The sequence below is a fragment of the Colwellia sp. MT41 genome (assembly GCF_001444365.1).
GTDB classification, from domain to species: Bacteria; Pseudomonadota; Gammaproteobacteria; order Enterobacterales; family Alteromonadaceae; genus Colwellia; species Colwellia marinimaniae.
Genome location: NZ_CP013145.1, coordinates 1,367,709 through 1,384,540, shown reverse-complemented (window position 1 = coordinate 1,384,540; position 16,832 = coordinate 1,367,709). Strand labels below are relative to the sequence as shown.

19 protein-coding genes are annotated in these 16,832 nt (G+C 38.7%); all 19 read right to left on the bottom strand.

Annotation, left to right across the window (positions count from 1 at the left end; genetic code table 11):
- Nucleotides 1-9: 9 nt before the first annotated feature.
- Nucleotides 10-1,260, bottom strand: coding sequence for an efflux RND transporter periplasmic adaptor subunit (locus CMT41_RS05875; RefSeq protein WP_057180246.1), 1,251 nt, complete (start codon nucleotides 1,258-1,260; stop codon nucleotides 10-12).
- Between the two features lie 404 nt (nucleotides 1,261-1,664).
- Nucleotides 1,665-2,021 carry a ribosome hibernation-promoting factor, HPF/YfiA family gene (gene hpf, locus CMT41_RS05870; RefSeq protein ID WP_057180245.1) on the bottom strand — a complete coding sequence of 119 codons (357 nt, stop codon included), beginning with the start codon at nucleotides 2,019-2,021 and terminating at the stop codon, nucleotides 1,665-1,667.
- A 564-nt stretch (nucleotides 2,022-2,585) separates the two neighbouring features.
- Nucleotides 2,586-3,059, bottom strand: a complete 474-nt coding sequence (locus CMT41_RS05865; RefSeq protein ID WP_057180243.1) for a phosphatidylglycerophosphatase A family protein — start codon at nucleotides 3,057-3,059, stop codon at nucleotides 2,586-2,588.
- Between the two features lie 52 nt (nucleotides 3,060-3,111).
- Nucleotides 3,112-4,074 carry a thiamine-phosphate kinase gene (gene thiL / locus CMT41_RS05860; RefSeq protein WP_057180241.1) on the bottom strand — a complete coding sequence of 321 codons (963 nt, stop codon included), beginning with the start codon at nucleotides 4,072-4,074 and terminating at the stop codon, nucleotides 3,112-3,114.
- 52 nt (nucleotides 4,075-4,126) lie between these two features.
- Nucleotides 4,127-4,543: a transcription antitermination factor NusB gene (gene nusB, locus CMT41_RS05855; protein WP_057180239.1), complete on the bottom strand. Its 417-nt coding sequence runs from the start codon at nucleotides 4,541-4,543 to the stop codon at nucleotides 4,127-4,129.
- A 56-nt stretch (nucleotides 4,544-4,599) separates the two neighbouring features.
- Complete coding sequence (ribH, locus tag CMT41_RS05850) at nucleotides 4,600-5,064, bottom strand: 6,7-dimethyl-8-ribityllumazine synthase (protein WP_057180237.1); 465 nt, start codon at nucleotides 5,062-5,064, stop codon at nucleotides 4,600-4,602.
- A gap of 104 nt (nucleotides 5,065-5,168) precedes the next feature.
- Complete coding sequence (locus CMT41_RS05845; protein WP_057180235.1) at nucleotides 5,169-5,969, bottom strand: MlaA family lipoprotein; 801 nt, start codon at nucleotides 5,967-5,969, stop codon at nucleotides 5,169-5,171.
- 139 nt (nucleotides 5,970-6,108) lie between these two features.
- On the bottom strand, nucleotides 6,109-6,579 hold the full coding sequence (locus CMT41_RS05840; RefSeq protein ID WP_058026618.1) for a DUF2802 domain-containing protein: 471 nt from the start codon (nucleotides 6,577-6,579) through the stop codon (nucleotides 6,109-6,111).
- A 109-nt stretch (nucleotides 6,580-6,688) separates the two neighbouring features.
- Nucleotides 6,689-7,183, bottom strand: a complete 495-nt coding sequence (locus CMT41_RS05835) for a chemotaxis protein CheW (RefSeq protein ID WP_057180231.1) — start codon at nucleotides 7,181-7,183, stop codon at nucleotides 6,689-6,691.
- Nucleotides 7,184-7,245: 62 nt separating this feature from the next.
- Nucleotides 7,246-7,980, bottom strand: coding sequence for a chemotaxis protein CheW (locus CMT41_RS05830; RefSeq protein ID WP_231732980.1), 735 nt, complete (start codon nucleotides 7,978-7,980; stop codon nucleotides 7,246-7,248).
- Nucleotides 7,981-8,769 (bottom strand): ParA family protein, encoded by a 789-nt coding sequence (locus CMT41_RS05825; RefSeq protein ID WP_058026617.1) that lies wholly within the window; start codon nucleotides 8,767-8,769, stop codon nucleotides 7,981-7,983. It lies immediately after the preceding gene.
- 53 nt (nucleotides 8,770-8,822) lie between these two features.
- Entirely contained in the window at nucleotides 8,823-9,845 is a 1,023-nt protein-coding gene (locus CMT41_RS05820; RefSeq protein ID WP_057180229.1) for a flagellar motor protein MotB, read from the bottom strand.
- On the bottom strand, nucleotides 9,842-10,588 hold the full coding sequence (locus CMT41_RS05815) for a flagellar motor protein (protein WP_057180228.1): 747 nt from the start codon (nucleotides 10,586-10,588) through the stop codon (nucleotides 9,842-9,844). Before CMT41_RS05815 ends, CMT41_RS05820 begins: the two co-directional genes overlap by 4 nt.
- A complete protein-coding gene (locus CMT41_RS05810; protein ID WP_057180227.1) occupies nucleotides 10,581-11,720 on the bottom strand; it encodes a protein-glutamate methylesterase/protein-glutamine glutaminase in 1,140 nt (379 codons plus the stop codon). The genes CMT41_RS05815 and CMT41_RS05810 overlap by 8 nt, the downstream gene beginning before the upstream one ends.
- 66 nt (nucleotides 11,721-11,786) lie before the next feature.
- Nucleotides 11,787-13,886 (bottom strand): chemotaxis protein CheA, encoded by a 2,100-nt coding sequence (locus CMT41_RS05805; RefSeq protein ID WP_058026616.1) that lies wholly within the window; start codon nucleotides 13,884-13,886, stop codon nucleotides 11,787-11,789.
- Nucleotides 13,887-13,899: 13 nt separating this feature from the next.
- Entirely contained in the window at nucleotides 13,900-14,643 is a 744-nt protein-coding gene (locus CMT41_RS05800; protein ID WP_058026615.1) for a protein phosphatase CheZ, read from the bottom strand.
- 74 nt (nucleotides 14,644-14,717) lie between these two features.
- Nucleotides 14,718-15,101, bottom strand: coding sequence for a chemotaxis response regulator CheY (gene cheY / locus CMT41_RS05795; RefSeq protein WP_058028154.1), 384 nt, complete (start codon nucleotides 15,099-15,101; stop codon nucleotides 14,718-14,720).
- Nucleotides 15,102-15,205: 104 nt separating this feature from the next.
- Entirely contained in the window at nucleotides 15,206-15,925 is a 720-nt protein-coding gene (locus CMT41_RS05790) for an RNA polymerase sigma factor FliA (protein ID WP_057180223.1), read from the bottom strand.
- 43 nt (nucleotides 15,926-15,968) lie between these two features.
- Nucleotides 15,969-16,811 (bottom strand): MinD/ParA family ATP-binding protein, encoded by an 843-nt coding sequence (locus CMT41_RS05785; RefSeq protein WP_057180222.1) that lies wholly within the window; start codon nucleotides 16,809-16,811, stop codon nucleotides 15,969-15,971.
- Nucleotides 16,812-16,832: the final 21 nt, after the last annotated feature.

The window sequence follows — 16,832 nt, the reverse complement described above, 5'->3', positions numbered from 1 at the left end:
CGTCCTTGTTTACTTATTGACTGCAGCGTTTGAGCTAATATTTACATCATTGGCTTTATCAGGATTTGTTGCTTTATCATTAAAATCTGTGATTGTGCCCGTTAGTGGATTAACCTGTTTTTTAACGCCATTAACTTCAACACCAGGGCGAACTTTTTGTAAGCCTTCAACTATCACTTGCTCACCAATAGCAACACCTTTTTCAACAACCCACATGGCATTAATTCGGCGCCCTAAGACCACGTGACGTAATTTGACCTTATTATCTTTGCCGACAATTAAGACAAATTTACCTTGTTGATTTTGTTGTACTGCCGCTTGTGGAATTAGTGCCATTTGCTCTTTATCTCGTGTTTCAACAATCAAGGTGACAAATAGTCCTGGTAATATGATATCTCTAGGATTAGGAAAAATAGTTCGCAGTTCAACGGTACCCATACCTTGGGAAATTTTAGTATCGGCAAAATCGAACTTGCCTTTTTCTTGATAGGTAGAATTATTTGGCAGACGTAGCGATAGCTCAAATTCACCTTTGTTGCCAGTTCTTGCGCCCTGATTTTCTTGCAAATAAGAAATGTAAAAGCTTTCTTCAACTTGGAAGCTTACATAAATAGGGTCACTTATAATCAAGGTTGCTAAAGGGCTACTTGTTGGGCCAACAATATTGCCGATATTGTAATTTACTTTACCGATACGGCCAGTAAAAGGTGCTTTGATTGTGGTATAGCTCAAATCAAGTTCAGCTTTTTCAAGTGACGCTGCTGCAGCTTTAACCGCTGATTTAGCTTGTGACTCTTCTGTGGTTAACCTGTCATAGTCAGATTGAGAAATATAACCATCATTAATAAGTTTATTGGCTCGCTTTAAGTTACGCTTGGCATTTTCTTCTCCTGATATTCTAGCGCTTAAATCTGCCTTTGCTGCTGATAATGCTGCCTTGTATGCTGCGGGGTCGATTTCTAATAATACTTGACCCTTTTCAACATTAGTGCCTTCTCTAAAATGACGGGCAATTAACTCCCCTTCAACACGGGCGCGTAAGTCAGCCTCTTTGAAAGCTTCTGTTCGTGCGACAAACTCACGATATCCACCAATGGCTTGTGCTTTAACTGAGTAGACAGAAACAGCTGGCGCTGGTGGTTTTACCTTAACTTCTGTTTTACCACAAGCACTTAGTGTCAGGGAAAACAATACCACCAATGCAAGTTTACTGGTTGTAAATAAAGAGCTATGGGGTTGTCTTAAAAAGCGTTTTAGCATCAAAAATTCCTTGTGGGTTAATGCTTTTAATATTAATGGCTTTGATTATTACACAGCGAGTCGTCATAACAGTAATTATTTGTACTACTTAACCTGAACTCTGGATAATGAGTGCTTGATGGTTAAGTAAAAACAACGACTTACGGTTGTTAAGAACAAAATATACAAGATTAAGTAGCAATATACACTATCAATGTTTCAATTTATTCGATTATCAAGGTAAAACATTTATGAATAACGGGTTATTTATCGACGTGTTAACGCTGAGCATCGGATAAAGGGGAATATTGAGCAAGTGCTGCTTATGCAGAGTTCAGGTTACTTAGCAAAAAGTCAGAAATATGCTAAAAAAAAAGCTGCGAACAAGGTTCAGCAGCTTTTCTGGTGTCTAAATGATATCAATGTTATGACAAGTTCATTTCTTGTATTTTTTCATGGGCTATTTCAGGGGTTGTCGCACCTGGTTTTTCATGTAAATTGGCTTTTAGTTGCCCTTTTCTGTGTTTTAGTGCCGCGTCTAATTTTTTTGCTGCAGCCGCAATAGCCGGAAACATAACCGCGTCTAAACCCGTTGCAGAAATTCGTCCGCCTTCATAACTTGTTGATAGCTCAACTTGATGTTTATGGTGCTCTTTAGAAAGAATGACGTCTAAGGCTATTAATGTTGGAAAATGGTTGGCTATTTTTGAGAATTTTTCTTCGATATATTCTTTGATTGAATCAGTAACTTCTACGTGATGACCAGAAAGATTTATTTTCATAGGTATTCCTTTTTTACTGTTACTTAATGACTATTTTACCTAAATGACACTTTACTTAAAAATAATGTGCTACTTAATAATAGACCTGAGGGCAGTGCTGAAAAAAACAAGTAATTGGGCTAAATATTTTGCTGTAATAGCAGGTTTATTTAATTATTCCCTGCTCAAAGAGGATTTAAAGCCTTACCGGTAAGTTACTGTTTACTAATAAACCGCTGTTATCAATCAGTAAGCCGCCTTTAGGTCTTTAACAACCCGCTCTTTTTCAAGTTGTCAGCGCACTACTAACAGCGTTAAATTCATTATAGATGACTGGTTCTAACCAATTTCAGCACTATTGTGAAGCTCTGACATAGCTATTAACTGGGAATAGATTTGATAGAATTGCTATAAAAGCCATTACTTATCATCAACTGCACTTATTACCTGCTTTAAACTTAGCGTAAAAGTGGTGAAAATACTATTGTTCTAAAGTAATGATAGTCAAATAAGCCCTTGCTGGCTAACTAAAGTCTTAGCCGTTAGCGTGTGATAAAGCATGATAATTAAAAGTGTCTTAAATGATTAGAAAATAAGGTGCATGATTACTAGGGCAAATAAACCTGCGAGTACATCATCAAACATGATACCAAAGCCACCCGTTAGCTTTTTATCTGCTATGGATATTGGCCAAGGCTTAGCAATATCAAATATTCTAAATAAAACAAAACCGACCAAGACACTCTGCCAACTCACAGGTACCATGAACATAGTTATAAAAAATCCAGCGAACTCATCCCAAACAATTGCGCCATGATCATGTACACCAACATCACTAGCCGCTTTGCCACAGATATAAATACCCGAGATGCAAACAACTAAGACCAGTAAGGCATATATTAATGGCGTCAAGCCACTCATAAGTAGGAATATAGGCACCGCGGCCAGCGTACCAAAGGTTCCAGGTGCTTTAGGGGCTAAACCGCTACCAAAACCTAACGCTAAAAACTGAATTGGATTGGCAAGATTAAACTTAACCGGTTTATTTTTAGCCGACATATAATTAACTGCTTAATTTATTAGTGATTGATTAGTAAATTGCTAAAAGAAGCTATTCGGTGAAATGCTCAAAACCAGCAGTATTGATAGGTATAGCTTTATTATTTAATGTGGTTGAAATAGTTTGGGAGGCATTCATTTGTCCTATACACGTAATCGGTGTCCCTGCATGAGACATTGCAGTTTCCATCCCCACCTTGTTATCTTCAGATACGGTAAATAAGAGTTCATAATCATCGCCTCCCGATAATGCCAAGGCGATGGCATCATCACTGAGAAGACTATCTCGCATGATAGTCGAAATAGGTAAGGCATCGAGCACGACATTAGCGCCGACATTGGATGCTTGACATATATGTCCCAAATCAGCCATTAATCCATCGGAAAGATCTATCGCTGCCGAAGCATATTCACGCAGCGTTTGTCCGGCCAAAATCCTTGGCTTTGGATAATCAAGTTTTTTTCTTAAAATGCTAGTAAACTGTGGCTCAATATCGACTTTACCGGTAATTTGCTGTAAAGCTAATGCTGCATCACCGAGTTCACCGGTAACATAAAGCCAGTCCCCCGCTTTAGCACCAGATCGTGATAAATAACTGCCTTTAGGCGTCAATCCCTGCGCGGTAATAGTAATACTTAATGGTCCTTGAGTAGTATCTCCGCCAATGAGCTCTACATTGTAAAACTCACATAATTCAAAGACACCTTCACAAAACTCTTTTAGCCAATTTTCATCCACCTCCGGTATCGTTAACGCTAAAGACAACCAACTTGGCTTAGCCCCCATTGCGGCAATATCAGATAAATTTACCGCTACCGACTTATGGCCAATGGCTCTAGGGCTAGTATCAAAGGGAAAATGTACGCCAGCTACTAATGTATCTGTCGTTACCACTATATTTTGATTTTCAATAGGTGCTAAAACAGCGCAATCATCTCCTATACCAAGCTCAACATCTTTACGCTTAACTTTTTGTTTGGTGAAGAAATGTTTAATTAACTCGAACTCTTTCATGCTAAGCCTTTAGTTACTAATAGATTGATACTAATAAATTGCTACGAATAGATTAATCTTGAGGACGAATTAACTTGACGGTTTTATCTAAAACACCGTTAACAAACTTATGGCTATCATCAGCAGCAAATGACTTAGCTAACTCTATAGCTTCATTTATCACCACACGATAAGGTACATCAGTACAATCTTTCAGCTCAAACACTGCCACACGTAGTATCGCCTTCTCCACTTGATCAATATCCTTAAGCGGACGATCAACATGAGGGGAAATAGCCGCATCTATATCACTAATATTGGCGGTTACACCGCGTAATAATAATTGAAAGTATTCAGTATCAAAACGGCGTTTGCTGTTATCTACAATAAAATTAGCTTCAATATCATTTACTGGGTTTTTACTAACTTGCCATGAATAGATAGCTTGTACGGCTAACTCACGGGCTTTTCTTCTAGGAGACGGTTTCACAATAGGTTGCCACTTTTGTTAAGTTTAGGAATAATGTTAGGGGTAAAGTTAGAATATTAAATTTTAGCTAAAACATTTACCATTTCTAATGCGCTAAGAGCTGCTTCAGCGCCTTTATTACCGGCCTTAGTACCAGCTCGTTCAATTGCTTGTTCAATAGAGTCGGTGGTAATCACACCAAAGGCAACGGGAATTTCAGCGTCTAAACAAACTTGTGCTAAACCTTTATTACACTCACCAGCAACAAATTCAAAGTGAGGGGTACCACCACGGATAACTGCGCCAATAGCAATAATGGCATCAAACGTATCTTTTGCTGCCAATTTTTTAGCCGCTAGCGGTAACTCATATGCCCCCGGTACACGAACTACTGTGATATCGTTATCATTAACATTACCATGGCGTTTTAGCGCGTCAATTGCGCCGTCTAACAAACTATCAACAATAAAGTGATTAAAACGTGATACTACAATAGCAAATTTTTTGCCTTTTGCTTCAAACGAACCTTCAATGATATTCATTTAATTATTCCAATATAGTGTATCTAAAAAAATTGCCGCAATTCTAACAAATTGTTATCGGCATAGGTACTCGTTTATTCTATTTATTAATAAAAGACTATGAGCTAGTAGCTCTCATAAAAATCATCAAGTAAGGCATCTATTTCGTCTTCTTCTGCTTCATTAATGATGATAGGAGGATTACCGTCGTAAAGTTTATAATTCATATTTTGGAAATATGCATTTTTAATAAATTCATAGGGATCTTCGGACTCGGTAACTAACTGCTCTTGATCTCGGACGGCTGCTCTCTTTTCTAAACCTAATATGCCTAAGCGGGCAATATTAGGCCAAAAATTAATAACAACCAGGGGCCAATAAAGACCATCGACGTAATCCCCCACTTCTTCACGAACAGAACTAGGCCCCAAACCTGGGATAACAATATAGGGTCCATCGCCAATTCCGTAAATACCTAATACTTCACCAAACTCTTCTTGCTCTCCAGACCAGTCATAATCACTGGCAGGATCATAAAAGCCAAATAAACCAATCGTTGAATTAAGAACAAATCTACCGGTGTTTTTAGCCGCAGCAGTAAACTTTAACTGCAAGACATTATTAATAATACTTGAAGGTTCGTTTAAATTTAACGCCATATTGTATAAGCCAGTCCGTAAAAATGGCGGTGTGTACGTTGTGTAAACTTCTGATGAGGGTTTTGCAATATACTTATCGACATAATCCCAAGTAAAAGTCCAAAAGGGTCTGTTAATCGCTTCAAAGGGATCTCTAGAGTCACTTAAGCTAGCGTCATCATAAAAATTGTCTTGCTCTTGCTGTTTTGGTGTCGACGTACAACCAGCAAGAGTAATAATAATAACAAGTATCAAGAGTCGAAAATATGGGGTTATAGCTGAGCTCACAGGGCTAAGTTCCTTGCCGTTACATGATATGTATGAGAAAACGACGGCAGTTTAACATGAAATCAATTGTTGGGTGAATAACGTTTCAGCGCAGTTTTACAATATTTACTTTCATTAAGTAAACGTTGCTGGCAATTATTTACTGAGAGCGAGCACGTTGTTGGTAGACTGAAAGCAACATTTCAACTTCTGCTCGAGGTAATTCACATTCACTGATAATTTCCTCTATATTGGCACCCTTTGCTGCTAATTTAAAAGCACGATTATAAAATTTATTCTGCCCTTGGCTCTCTTGCCATTGGCTTAATAGCTGCTGTTGCTCAATAGCTTGCTGCTGTAGTTTTTTAATACTATGCTCTAATTGTTTCGAGACTTGACTATTTTCGATAGCAAACTGCTCACTATTGCTCGCCATGAGCTCAAACTCTTGCTGTAACTTGTTATTTAAGCTTTGTAATTCGTCAACGAATAAAACAGCGCTTTGCATTTTTATTTCTAGCATAGATAATTTACCTTTAAGCTTAGTTAAATAGATAAAAAACACCGTACTAGAAAGCACTACAAGGAATAGCGCTAACACAGCAATTATCGGGACCGCTAACAATGACATTGGTGATTTTTGCCTTAAATAAATTTAAACGTATAAGTGAATAAGTGAAAACTTTGTATATACCGGCTTAAACTTAGGTCAACAATATCTAGCGCTGAAAATAATAGCATTAAAATTGCTTGAGTTCATCCCACTCATCGTCTGAAAGTAGTTTATCTAAATCTACTAAAATAAGTAATTCACCATCACGGTTTGATACCCCTTGGATGAACTGAGCACTTTCTTCATTACCAACGTTGGGTGCATCATCTATTTCTGAAGACTTTAAATAGACAACTTCAGCAACACTATCAACTAAGATCCCTATCACTTGTTTTTCCGATTCGATAACCACCACACGGGTATTATCGGTAATATCACAAGGCTCTAAACCAAATCGACAGCGGGTATCAATAACAGTAACAACATTACCGCGCAAATTTATGATACCAAGTACATAAAGAGGGGCACCAGGTACCGGAGCAATTTCACTATAACGTAAAACCTCTTGCACCTGCATAACATTAATACCGTAAGTTTCATTTTGTAACTTAAAGGTTACCCATTGCAGCACTTCATCACTAGCGTCAACTTTACCACTTTTACTTCTTCTCTCATCTGACATATTACTTGCCCCTCAAATTACTTACTTTTAGACTGTCTACAATATAAACAGCTATAATTTTACTATTCTTGATAAATATCGATACCTTTATCAAGCAATTGAATCAAAGCACTTACATCGAGTAAGGCACACATTTTTTCTTTGACTAAGCCCGCCAACCACGGCCTTTTATTATTAGATTCTACCCATTTCACTTCATCTTGACGTAACACAACTGTATCGATTAGGTTTTCCGCCATCAAGCCCCAAGGGCTATCATTTAGCATGATAATATATTGATAATTCAGCGAATTCATTAACTTTTCGTCACATTTTTCCGGCATAACCCATAAAGCAGTATCGACAACATTAATTTTTTCATCCCGATAAAGCATAACGCCTTTAAACCAACTGGGCTTACCCATTAAACTACTGGTTTTATCAACTTTATGAATGCCACCTAACTCAATCAGAGGAACAGCAAGGGTTAATCCCGCGACATCAAAAAACATGGCTTGAAAATCCCCTTGACGGTAGCTTTTCTGCTTATTAACCATAACTTCAGCACGGCTTTTATCGGTAGAAATGGGGACTAAATCAACCTTTGCCACCTCAACCGTTTTTTCTTTAGGCTCACTAACTGTTTTAAGCAATTTTTCTAATGATTTATGGTCGGCATCCTCTTTATGCGCCAAAGGTTTTCTAGCCGGCGCTTTAATGCGCTGGTGTGATAACTCTTCAGCAACGTCAGATTCTGTAAGTAGTTCTGACAGGTAGGTTTTCATTAGATTATGACTCGCGGGTAACGATTTACTCATTTAGCATTCAACCTCATTATTCTTCAGGCCTTGCTTGACTAAATAATTCAGAAGGCTTTTATAGGCTAATGTTCCTCGAGAGTTTGCCGCATAATCTGAAGGTACTTTTTGAGCAAGACTAGCATTTCTCAAGTTAGTATCAACGGGCACTACACCCGGCCATATTTCATTAGTATAGACTTCTTGTAGTTTTTTAAACGCTAAAATAGAAGCTTTTGTTCGTTTGTCAAACATAGTTGGCACTATGGTGTATTTAAAAGCACTTTCTTGTTCGCCTTGCATAATCTCCATCGTTTTGACCATACGGTCTAAGCCTTTCAATGCCAAAAACTCTGTTTGCACAGGAATTATAATACGATCGGCCGCTGCTAGGGCATTTACCATAAGGACACCAAGTACGGGCGGACAATCAATTAATACATAGTCATAACTATCAGCTACTTTTTGCACCGCTTTTTTTAACACTAAGCCCATGCCACCTTTTGTGCCTAAAGAGCGATCTAACGTCGCTAAGCCCATAGTTGCGGGTAAAATATCTATATTAGGGTACTTACTAGGACATAAGGTTTGTAAAATTTGTTCTCTGGTGGAAACCTGAGTAAATAAGTTATAAACACTCAAATCTAAATCTTCTGATTCTATACCAAAATAGTAACTTAATGACGCATGAGGGTCGATATCAACTAATAATACTCGATGGCCTTGCTCAGCTAGTACCCCGGCAAGAGCTATAGTTGTAGTGGTTTTACCAACACCACCTTTTTGATTTGCAATGGTCCAGACTATCAAGAGCAATACTCACTTACATTCATTTAATATTATCAATCATATTGATGGCTAATTTACTCTATCGCATTATTAGCTTTAATTTCTTTTAAGGGCCGACGCTCTGGTAATTGTTCAACGTCATCATCACCACGAGTAGTTATACGAATACCACCGTTATCCAGACGAATCACCTTGATATTACTCGACTGCTCGCGTTGCTCATTTGAACCGTTAATTGGTGTTATTGCTTCAATGCTTTGTAAATCAATGGTTGGAGTAATGAGTAAATTCGCTTTTTCTAAACCATATTTAGAAATAGCAACAACCACTTTTCTATTTTTAGCTCGGCCTTGCACGGTTAAGTTATCTGCACTGGGGTAATATTGACCATAACCCTCAATAGCCATGCGAGCAGGGTTTAGACCTAATTTTTCTAAGACCCTTAAAATTGCTGTCGCGCGAAAAACAGATAGTTCCCAATTTGAAGAGAATATTTCATTATTTATTGCTTGGTTATCGGTATAACCTCGCACTCGAATAAAGTTACTTGCTTGACCAATAACACCATAAATTGCCGATAAAATCGACTCAGCTGAAAGTGTCGCTGATGAGGAACCACTGGGAAATAATAAAGCACTGTTTAACTCTATCTCTAACCAATCACCATCTATTTGTAATTGGGCAAAACCAGACTCAACCAGTTCATATAAAGCCGTGTGTAACTCTTCTTCTAAGGAACTTAAGTTATTTCCTACTTGCGCATCAGAGATGTTAGATAAGCTTCTTTCGTTATTAAGTACTTCCGGCCCGGCAACCTCTAGGATACCATTGCCAAATAACTTTTTATTCGTTTTACTGGTATTAACCATCAAGACACTATCACCATGGCCTCGGTTTTTACTCTTCTCTTCATACGTTTGGAAGACACGACCAAATGATTCAGTAAGACTATCAAAAGGCTTTTCGTTCACCATTGCCATTGCGTATAACACCACAAACAAGGCAAACATTAAGGTCATATAATCTGCATAAGAAACTAACCAACGATGAACATTATCATGCTCTATGGTGTGTCTTCGATTACGTAGCCGATTCATCGGTCTAACCTAAATGCCGATAGTTTATTTTCAATCGCATGAGGATTTTCTCCATTGGCAATGGATACCAAGCCCTCACAAATCATTTCACGGTACATGGTTTGTTGATGAATAATAACTCGAATTTTATTTGCTATCGGTAAATAGAGCAGGTTAGCAAAACCTACCCCGTAAATAGTGGCAATAAAAGCGGTTGCTATGCCCTGCCCTAGTAATTCTGGTTCAGCTAGATTACCCATAGCATGAATTAAGCCAAGTACAGCGCCTAATATGCCAATGGTAGGACTGTAGCCGCCCATCGCTTCAAATACATTAGCAGAACGCAAGTTATGTTCCCGATAAATATCTAAATCTAACTCTAGCACGACTCTAAAATTTTCAAGATCAACACCATCAACCAATAAGTTAAGGCCCTTTTGGGTATAACTATCTTCTATTTCCAAGGCAGTATCTTCTAAAGCAAGATATCCTGACTCTCTTGCCTTAGTTGCCCAGTCGACAATTTCACTTATACCACGGTCAATATCGTATTTAGGCGGAGAAAAAACCCATTTAAGTAATGAAATAGCATGAGTAAACTGCATCATTGACGATTGCAGCATAACAGCACCTAAGGTGCCGCCAAAAACAATAATAAAAGCGGGTAGCTCAAATAAAGCAGATATATGACCACCATCAAGAGTGAAGCCTATATAAACAGCAAAAATTGCAATAAATAGACCTGCGACACTCAGCTTATCCATGGCCGATTTCCTTAACCATAGAAGCTGCCATTGAATCTAGTGGCAACGACAACTGAGACAAGCCTGCTTTAACTACCGCTTGAGGCATACCATAAACGACACAGGATTGTTCATCTTGCGACCAAATGGTCGAGCCTTTAGCTTTTAACATCCTCGATCCCTCTTTACCATCAGAGCCCATGCCCGTAAGAATCACCCCAAGCACTTTACCGGCAAAGGTTTTAGCCGCTGAGCCAAAACTGATATCAACACTCGGCTTAAAAGTGATTTTTGGGGAGTCATCATCGAGAATTTTTATTTTTGCTGAATTTTCACTGCCACTAATAATCATTTGCCGACCACCGGGAGCTAAATAAGCACAACCAGGTTTTAGTATATCGCCATCCTCCGCTTCTTTAATTGATATTTTACACAAGGTATTTAAACGACTGGCAAAGGCAGCAGTAAATGCCGCTGGCATATGCTGAACAATAATAATGGGTAATGGGAAATCTTGCTCCAATTGCACCAATATTTTTTGCAGTGCTACTGGTCCCCCTGTAGAAGTACCAATAGCTAATAGTTTATATTCTTTACCCGAGCTACGGCTAAGCGTTTTTTTATCTTTAAGTGCCGAGGAAAATGACGGTTTAGTGGTGCTTGTCGCTTTTGTAACATTTGTTGTCAATCTTGTTTTTGCTAAGGGAGGACGGGTAATCCCAGTCTGATTCACCGATCTGGTTTTTGCAAACCCTGGTTTTCGTGCTATTTCAACAACCCTTTGACGTAGTAAACTACCCGCTTCATCGGTATTTTTTGCAATTTCACTAAACTTTTTCGGTAAAAAATCTAAAGCTCCGGCATCAAGCGCATCGAGGGTTGCTTTAGCTCCTTGATGCGTTAAAGATGAAAACATCAATATTGCCGTTGGTGACTTCGCCATAATTTGCTTCACCGCGTCAATACCGTTAAGCACTGGCATTTCTATATCCATAGTAATGACATCAGGCTTTAGCAATATAGCTTTCTCAACCGCTTCTTTGCCATTCACTGCAACATCAATAACGTTCAATTGTGGATCTTTATTAAGAATATCAGTAACTCTACGTCTAAAAAAGCTAGAGTCATCAACAACTAGTACCTTGTAGACCATTTAACCTCTCTGATAACGCTACTTAATTCACGCTGTATAGTCATAGTTGGTAATACAAAAAACATATTACCTTTGGGAATCATTACTGCGTAATTTTTTATTAATAGGTGATTTTTTTGCATAAAATTTTAGTAGATTTCCTATATCTAAAATAAGTGCAATACCCCCATCACTGGTAATCGTTGCACCAGCCATTCCTGGCGTTCCATGGAGTAACCTATCAAGTGGCTTAATCACAACTTCTTCTTGACCTATTAGGCTATCAACGACAAAGCCAACTTGTTGATTACCCAGTTGAACGATCACAACATGACCTTTATCACGGGTTTTCTCAACAAAATTACGCACTAGCCACTGATCGAGATAAAATAAGGGTATAGCTTTATCTCGAACTATAATGGTCAGTTGCCCATCAACATTGTTAGTCTTAGATAAGTCTAAGTGGAAAATCTCATTAACAGCGGAAAGTGGTAAAGCAAATGTTTGTTTACCGACCACGACCATTAATGTCGGCAGTATCGCTAAGGTTAATGGCACTTTAATTTCAAGTACCGTCCCTACACCTAGCTCAGAATCAATATTTACCGTACCGTTAAGTTGAGTGATTTTGGTTTTCACCACATCCATGCCAACACCACGGCCCGAAACCTCAGAAATTTCAGTTTTAGTAGAAAACCCAGGAGCAAAAATAAGACTAAAGGCTTCTTTATCTGACATTCTAGCAGCCGACTCGGTATCAAGCACACCACGGTCAATCGCGATACTTTTTAATTTTTCAGGATCCATACCCGCACCATCATCTTTAATGGTGAGCAATATATGATCGCCCTCTTGTGAGGCGGATAGGACAATGGTACCTTCTCTTGGTTTACCCATAGCTTCACGTATATCCGGATCTTCGATGCCATGATCTACGGAGTTTCTAACTAAATGCACTAAAGGATCAGCAAGAGCTTCCACTAAATTTTTATCTAAGTCAGTCTCTTCGCCTTCTAGAATTAGTGATATTTCTTTTTTCATACTACGAGCTAAATCGCGTACTACCCGAGGAAAACGACCAAAAACCTTTTTAATTGGCTGCATACGTGTTTTCATGACCGCACCCTGAAGGTCGGTGGTTACTGCATCTAAATTGGTAACTGCTTTATTTAACTCTTCATCATCTGAAACCAAGCCTAAGCTCATTAACCGATTCCTGACTAAAACTAATTCCCCCACCATGTTCATTATTTGGTCAAGTCGTTTCGTGTCCACTCGGACGGTTGTTTCACTTGGTGGTGCAGGTGTCGCAGCCTTTTTAGTGGCTTTCGCGGGAGATTTTTTGGCGACAGTTTTAGCGGGAGGAGCAGCTGCAGGTTCTTCTTTTTTAGTAATGTTAGCCGCTGGACTAACATTAGCATGATCTATCGAGGCAACTGTAGCTTTGGGTGCATTACCTTTACCATGGAGTTCATCCAATAGCTTTTCAAATTCCAGATCGTCAATATCACCATTGCTACTACTAATAGTACTGTTTGTTGTCTGCCCTGCATCAGCAGAAAAGGCACCTTGACCATGTAATTCATCTAATAATGATTCAAATTCATCATCGCTGATCTCATCACTTGAACTAATGGTGCTAGTAGACGGCGGTGAAGAGGGAGTAGGGGACGTAGGAACACTACCTGAACCATGTAATTCATCTAAAAGTCGCTCAAACTCATCTTCACTCATTTCATCATTTGAGCTTGACTCAGACTCAATAACATTGGGGCTATCTGCGGGCGTGTTTACGCTTTCCGGGTGACTCAACTTCTCGAGTTCAGCTAATAAAGTCGCATCTGCTGGAGCAAGGGGCTCTCGACTTTGTACCTGGACAAACATGTCATTAACCGTGTCTAATGCGGATAATATGGTATCCATTAGTTCAGCATTAACCGTGAGTTTCCCAGTACGTAACAGATCAAATATATTTTCTGCACCGTGACAGACATCAACAAGTGCTCCTAGATTTAAAAAACCGGCACCACCTTTGACGGTATGAAAGCCACGGAATATCGAATTCAATAACTCAGTATTATCTACGTCATTTTCGAGCTCAACCAGCTCTTCTGAAAGTGACTCTAAGATTTCACCCGCTTCTACTAAAAAGTCCTGTAAAATTTCTTCATCTGCTTCAAAAGACATGCAGTAACTCCCATTAAAATCCTAAACTTGACAAAAGATCGTCGACATCATCTTGATCTGCTACTACATCATCTCTATTTTCTTTATTTATAATCGGCCCTTCAACAAGATTTTTACCTACTTTAGGCAGCACTTTCTCCTGCACTGGTTCAGCAGATATTCCAAAAGCCGTTAACATGGTTATTAAACTTTCTTCCACTTCTATTACTAGATCTATAACTTTACGAATGACTTGCCCCGTTAAATCTTGAAAATCTTGTGCCATTAACACGTCAGTCATTAAACTATGTATATGTTGGGTTTCTTTACCGGTATTTTTTAATAAGGTATCGATATCAAGGCACAATGATTTAAACTCGGTTAAGTCTAACTCATTGTTCATCAACTTAGTCCATGACGGATTTACGGCGGCTACTTGTTCAGCCATAGTATTGACAACAGGAAAAATAGCCTCAACTGCATCCATGGTTTTATTAGCGGCTTCTTCTGTTCTAGTAATAACAAAATTCAACCGTTCTTTGGCATCGGGGATATCTGAGGTAGCGAGATCAGACAACCTAGAGTCTAGTTGGAAATTTGTTAACGAATCATGAAGCTGGCGTGTTAATTTACCAATTTCAGCAAAAAGTTCTGAATTGATTGGGTTTTGAATCTCAGCAATAATAGCATTCGCTTCATCTTGCTGACCTAATTCTAAAAACTCAACCACAGATTTTGCTTGCTCTAATGAGATCCGCCCCGTCATAGCTATAGTCATGCAAAGTCCTTAATACAATATTTATCAAAACCTTACTTTAGCTAAGCACTAATGTGCTAACTAAAGTTCGCACATTAAGCTAAGCGCTCAAAAATCTTCTCTATCTTAGTTTTTAATGTTGCGGCGGTAAAAGGTTTAACAATATAGCCATTAACACCTGCTTGAGCTGCCATCACGATTTGTTCTTTTTTAGCTTCTGCGGTAATAAGTAATACTGGGATATGTGATAGGCTTGCATCAGCACGGATTGCTTTCAGCAAATCTATACCTTGCATGCCTGGCATGTTCCAGTCTGTTACCACAAAATCAAAATCACCACCTTGAAGCATAGGTAAAGCTGTACTGCCATCATCCGCCTCTTGAATGTTGGTAAACCCTAAATCTCGCAACAAATTTTTCACTATACGTCTCATGGTTGAAAAGTCATCAACAACAAGCACTTTCATATTTTTATCCAAGGCACCCTCCGGCAAAACATTCAAATTAATTTTTTTTTATATCTATTCTTTTTTTACCTAACAAGGTAGTTATTTTATAGCAAGCGCTCAGCTGACAAGTTTAGCTAACTTTGCCAAGAATGCATGCGTGCTTTTAGACGATGCATCGCTTGACTATGTATTTGGCTTACCCTAGATTCACTTACATCAAGAACTTGACCTATTTCTCGTAAGTTTAATTCTTCATCGTAATATAGAGACAGTACTAAAGCTTCTCTCTCTGGTAAAGAGCTAATGCATTGAGCTAGGCCTTTTTTAAAAGCACTGTGTTCAATACTATGATATGGATCATCACCACGGCAACTATCAGCTAATTTTATCGCATCTTCATTAACGCCTAAATCGTCAATGCCGAGTATTTTTCCTGTACTGACTTCACTTAATATATGATGGTAGTCATTTAGTGAAATATCAAGTTTTTCAGCCACTTCAATATCAGAAACATCTCGACCACGCTGCGCTTCGAGTTGTTTAATGGCTTCACTTATCATTCTGCTATTTTTGTGAACAGATCTTGGCGTCCAATCGCCTCGACGTATTTCATCAAGCATAGCGCCACGAATTCTAATGCCAGCAAATGTTTCAAAACTAGCACCTTTGCTATTATCAAAATTTTTGGCTGCTTCAAATAAACCAATCATACCCGATTGAATTAAGTCATCGACTAACACACTTGCTGGCAACCTTGCCAGTAAATGATAAGCAATGCGCTTGACCAAAACAGTATGTTGTTCAAGCAAAGCTGTTTTATCAATTAGACTATTGTAGCTATTTGCTTTTACCACGTATTATCGCTCTCATTGAAGACATACTTAATTACTCAGTTATTTAGTTCCCTAGTAACTGCTCAATAAAGAATTCTAGGTGCCCTGAAGCTTGTTTAGGAACTGGCCATTGGCTAACTTTAGTGGCTAAATCAATATAAGCTAACGCTGCTGGAGATTGAGGATAAGCTTCCACAATCAGTTGTTGCTTACGTACTGATCTGCGAACATTTTCATCGAAGGGTATTACCGCGACTAGCTCTATAGCCACATCGAGAAACCTATCGGTTACTTTTGTTAATTTTGCAAAAAGTTGTTGTCCTTCTCTAGGACTACGAACCATATTAGCAACAACTTTAAATTTAAAGACACCGTGATCACGGCTGAGTAATTTCATTAAGGCATAGCAATCAGTAATAGAGGTGGGTTCATCACAAACAACTAACATCACATCCTGTGCAGCTCTGGTAAAGCTTAACACCATATCGGAAATACCAGCCGCGGTATCAATTATCAACACATCGAACTGCGTTTTCATTTCACTAAAGGCTCTAATGAGACCGGCATGCTCTGATGGCGTTAAATCCACCATAGACTGTGAACCGGATGTTGCGGGAATAATCTTAATCCCTGCAGGACCTTCAATAATAATATCATCAAGCTCACATTCACCTGATAATACATGAGATAAGTTACGTTTTACTCTTAACCCTAACATCACATCTACATTAGCCAGGCCTAAATCGGCATCAAGCACTAAAACTCGTTTACCCTGTTGCCCTAGAGCAACGGCTGTATTAAGGGCGGTGTTCGTTTTACCAACGCCACCTTTTCCGCCTGAAACTGCCACTACTTTAACTTGCTGTAGATTTTGCATCTTTCTTAAGCCGCTCGCTTGATCTATCATTTAATTATTACTTCTAATCAT

What these genes read in the sequence shown, in the direction of transcription:
- hpf (WP_057180245.1), bottom strand. Translation starts at nt 2,021, where the DNA reads ATGAAAATAAATCTTTCTGGTCATCACGTAGAAGTTACTGATTCAATC.
- CMT41_RS05810 (WP_057180227.1), bottom strand. Translation starts at nt 11,720, where the DNA reads ATGGTCTACAAGGTACTAGTTGTTGATGACTCTAGCTTTTTTAGACGT.
- CMT41_RS05800 (WP_058026615.1), bottom strand. Translation starts at nt 14,643, where the DNA reads ATGACTATAGCTATGACGGGGCGGATCTCATTAGAGCAAGCAAAATCT.
- ribH (WP_057180237.1), bottom strand. Translation starts at nt 5,064, where the DNA reads ATGAATATCATTGAAGGTTCGTTTGAAGCAAAAGGCAAAAAATTTGCT.
- CMT41_RS05865 (WP_057180243.1), bottom strand. Translation starts at nt 3,059, where the DNA reads ATGTCGGCTAAAAATAAACCGGTTAAGTTTAATCTTGCCAATCCAATT.
- CMT41_RS05785 (WP_057180222.1), bottom strand. Translation starts at nt 16,811, where the DNA reads ATGATAGATCAAGCGAGCGGCTTAAGAAAGATGCAAAATCTACAGCAA.
- CMT41_RS05820 (WP_057180229.1), bottom strand. Translation starts at nt 9,845, where the DNA reads ATGAATCGGCTACGTAATCGAAGACACACCATAGAGCATGATAATGTT.
- CMT41_RS05805 (WP_058026616.1), bottom strand. Translation starts at nt 13,886, where the DNA reads ATGTCTTTTGAAGCAGATGAAGAAATTTTACAGGACTTTTTAGTAGAA.
- CMT41_RS05815 (WP_057180228.1), bottom strand. Translation starts at nt 10,588, where the DNA reads ATGGATAAGCTGAGTGTCGCAGGTCTATTTATTGCAATTTTTGCTGTT.
- CMT41_RS05875 (WP_057180246.1), bottom strand. Translation starts at nt 1,260, where the DNA reads ATGCTAAAACGCTTTTTAAGACAACCCCATAGCTCTTTATTTACAACC.
- CMT41_RS05835 (WP_057180231.1), bottom strand. Translation starts at nt 7,183, where the DNA reads ATGTCAGATGAGAGAAGAAGTAAAAGTGGTAAAGTTGACGCTAGTGAT.
- CMT41_RS05830 (WP_231732980.1), bottom strand. Translation starts at nt 7,980, where the DNA reads ATGAGTAAATCGTTACCCGCGAGTCATAATCTAATGAAAACCTACCTG.
- CMT41_RS05840 (WP_058026618.1), bottom strand. Translation starts at nt 6,579, where the DNA reads ATGTCATTGTTAGCGGTCCCGATAATTGCTGTGTTAGCGCTATTCCTT.
- thiL (WP_057180241.1), bottom strand. Translation starts at nt 4,074, where the DNA reads ATGAAAGAGTTCGAGTTAATTAAACATTTCTTCACCAAACAAAAAGTT.